At 45.9% G+C, this 3859-nt stretch carries 2 protein-coding genes; both read right to left on the bottom strand.

The annotated features are described in order from the left end of the window. Positions 1-191: 191 nt before the first annotated feature. The gene (locus O9324_RS09580) at positions 192-2762 is read right to left on the bottom strand and encodes a DUF3536 domain-containing protein (protein WP_288140056.1); all 2571 of its coding nucleotides are present in this window, start codon (positions 2760-2762) and stop codon (positions 192-194) included. A 421-nt stretch (positions 2763-3183) separates the two neighbouring features. Beyond that, on the bottom strand, positions 3184-3859 hold a 676-nt coding region (locus tag O9324_RS09575; protein ID WP_288140055.1), incomplete at its 5' end, for a hypothetical protein.

Raw genomic sequence — 3859 nt, 5'->3', positions numbered from 1 at the left:
AAATGGGGCGAAAGTCTGTGGACTCTGTGTAAGACAGTACATGGTTTTTTAACTGTGGTATGCGACGGTGGTGGAAGCAGAAACTTAAATCGTGAGGTTTAGGAATCGCCGCACTTTTAGGGCGGCGAGGATGTCAACACCTAACCCACTTAATCATCAAAGGGTGAGCATTGCCCACCCTTTGACTGATTTCACAGCCAAATACTCACATCAACTTTTAACACCTGTCCTAATAGTAATAACCATTTTAATTGAGTCATCGGCCAGGGACAGGAAACATCTATTGAATTAGACCGCAAAGAATTAGGAACTAGACGATCATGGAAGTAATAATAGTATAATTCCTGAGAGCGATCGAGGGATAATCCTAGCTTTAATTGTTGGCTAACTTCAATTAAACGGGTGATTAAGCGAGTATCCTCCTCCGCCGTTAAAGGATCGCCATCGTGTAATAATTTCCCAAGAGATTGCCAGAGCAGACTTTCTAAGATTTGACGCGCTTCGGGGATGTTTAATTGACAGTGTAAATGATTGGCCTCCTTAGCAATAGCAAATAATTGATCGAGATTATTCTCCGTCGCTTGCCGATGCTCAAAATCCTTTTCTAGGGCAGTAATCACCTGTAAACAACGGTGAGAAATGGCAATATCGGCCGCTACCTGTAACTCTTGAGGTACGGGCAGCTCATCCCGTTGGAAAGCCGCTAAAATGCCGTAATTATCCCGATAAACTTGGGTGTATAGTTGATCGAGACGTTTTTTAGTTTCGGCTGTCACCTTCTGCATGATCCGGTGTCTTTCATCGGCAAAAAGATGGGGTAAAGCAAAGAAGTTTTCTCCCAATCCGCGCCCCATTTCTACGATCATGGTCGAAACACTGGCCTGTTGTAAAGATTCAAAGAGATGATCCTTAAGATTGGTATAGATTAACCGACTGTTAAACGGTTGAATGCAGCAGTAAAAATCCCAACCTCCTAAATGTAGAACAGCAAAGACAAAATGTTCACTTTCTTCGGTAATTTCCGAGGTTAATTCCACCTGTCCCACTGCTAAAGTTAAAGACCCGATCGCTTGTTTTTGATAATCTAATTGACGGGTATTGTAACAATAAATCCGATGATGACTAGGATAATTGGTAAATAGGGAACTAATGGCGTAATGGGCCGCCACCCGTTCCAAATCGACCCGCGCAGAAGTGACCAATTGTCGATAGACATCGGCCCCATCTTGATATAACTTAACGTTACTGGGAGCGAAAGCTAGACGACTGAGGAAATTCATTTCTAATTGAATTCCAGCCACTTCTCCGGCTAATTCCAGGGCCCGGCCAGCATATCTCAAAATTTGCGTACCTTCAGGTCGAGAAATTTCCTCAAAAAACCAGCCACAACTGGTAAACATCAATAAAGCTTGTCTTTGCATTTCTAATAAACGCAAAGCATCGATTTTCTCGCTTTTACTCAGGGTACGACTTTGATGCAGGGCCAGGAAATGTTCGATCGCGTCTGGGGATCGATCTAAAATAACTGCAATGTAGTCATCCCTTGTCTGCCAAGGATCCCGGAAAAATTCCTGTCCCTGAATCTCATAGACCTTAATCAACTCATCTCTGAGCCAATTTAGGGACTCCCGCAGGGGTTTACGCCATTTTTGCTGGTAATTTCCCCCTCCCCCGCAACCACAGTCATCCTGCCAACGATTTACGCCATGGACACAACTCCACGCAGTTACGGGTTTTAATTCCACTTCCCAAGTGGGGGGGCAAATACTGAGATAATGGGCGAAATTGGTGACTGTCCAGCCGTTTTTAGGGAAAGATTCCGTAAAAGCATAGCTAAGACACTTCTCTGTCCCCTGTTTGTGGTGGCCGAAGGTTTCCCCATCGGTAGCGACGCTGATTAACTGGGAGGGACGATGATCCCCTTTAATTGCTTGTCCCAGACGACCGACGAGAAAATCACTACTGGCTAGGACATCATTAAAGCCCATATCGCGAGAAATTGGACCATCGTAGAAGAAAATATCCAGATAACGACCATCGGGGATGTAACAGCGATAGGGACGGGTGGGATCGATTTGACCTCCGGCCACCGCGTGCCATTGGGGATGGGGATCATGGTCGCTAGGGAAAGGACGACAGCGCAGGGCCTGGGAAGGGGCTAAAATGGTGAATTTAATCCCTTCATCGATTAAAGCTGTCACTGTGGCTAAATCAATGGCTGTTTCCGCTAACCACATTCCTTCGGGATCGCGGCCGAAACGGTGCTGAAAATCGGCTTTTCCCCAACGAATTTGGGTGTATTTGTCCTGTTTGTTGGCTAGGGGCAGAATGATATGATTATAGACCTGGGCGATGGCGTTACCATGACCGTTTAAGCGTTGACAACTTTTTTGATCCGCTGCCAGGATGCGTTGGTAAACTTCGGGATCATGGGATTGCATCCATGACATGAGGGTGGCCCCGATGTTAAAGCTGAGATATTCGTAGTTATTAACTATTTTGATCACTTCCCCCCGGTCATTGTAAATGCGTGCAAAAGCATTGGCACGATAACACTCGTGATGGATGCGTTCATTCCAATTGTGGAAGGGATGGGCGCTCGGTTGCCGTTCAATTCTGTCTAGATAGGGATTTTCTCGCGGTGGTTGGTAAAAATGTCCGTGAACCGTGATATAAACTCCGTGAGCGGTTTTCAGGGGATCAACCCCCGTATCGGTATAGGAATAAAAGGTTGTAGAAGGATTTTCAACAAGATAAGTCATAGGAATGCCTAGAAAATCGGTTTTTTTGAGCGAAAATAGCTGTAGAATGTAGCGACCTGATGTTTAAAAAGACTGAAAAGCTTGCCGTTTTTTACGGCCTTGGGGTAACAATATCATATTTTGCGTTCCTAGCAAAGCTAGGGTTAACAATTCGCAACTTTTTTATACACAGCCCTAAGTAATACTAAATTTTGTGACAAAATCTAGCTTTTTCGGGTAAACTGTTGACTATCTGGCTGACTGACCATCCTTTGCAATCAGCGTTCTACCCTAGGATAGATGCGATCGCTCCTCCCCCTGCCCCAAAAGCGATCGCCAAGTTGAGGAAAATTTGGCAATGCCCAAAAATGATCGCCTTTAATCATCAATGTTTTTGACGGGTTACGCTGTGCCAAACCATCCTACGGGATCAGACATCGCATCACCACTTCATGAAGGGTGGCGGACTAAACGGATGTTTTGCAAACCACTGGCGCGCTCCTTTTATGAGAAAGCGGTGAAATCCGTTATTTGGAATCGCCTTTTTGACCTCGCCCACATAGGCGGGAGGAATGCCGAACTTAAAGAAACCAAGGGAGAAATCAACTAAATCGCCCCTTCTGAATAGTTCCACCAGCGGATGGCGGTCTGTCTTGTAGGTGCGAACCTTATGGTGCATCTCGACCATTAGTCCAATTTCCTCAGACCATTCCTCTCGCCCAGTTTCGGATAAGTACCTCTTTACTTCAAACACCGAAGGTGGGATGTAGTCCACGGTATGAGCCGACCAAAGACCCAGATCGTGAAAGCAGGCGGCGATCGCTAACTTGGTTTTTTCTTCTTCGGTGCAGGAATGGAGGGCCAAACAGAAATTGAACATTCGATAGACATGACCCCTGTAACCCAGGTAGTCATCACCGATTCGGTCTTTCCATGCAGCGAGAATTTCTTCTATGAGATCGTCCTTGGTCTCGATTTTCATCGGAAATTTTGGGTCTGAAACCCCGCCGTAGAACGGCGGCTTTACGTTAGAATTAAAAGGCCAGTCTCGAAAACCAAGTGGACGGCGCAGCACCTTGAAAACTCGGCTTAGGGGGTTCCGACCAGAAAAGCTTGGC

The sequence above is a fragment of the Microcystis sp. LE19-84.1B genome, from assembly GCF_027531875.1.
Classification (GTDB): Bacteria; Cyanobacteriota; Cyanobacteriia; order Cyanobacteriales; family Microcystaceae; genus Microcystis; species Microcystis panniformis.
The sequence above is the reverse complement of the archived record's forward strand: the minus strand, read 5'-3'. Positions and strand labels throughout refer to the sequence as shown.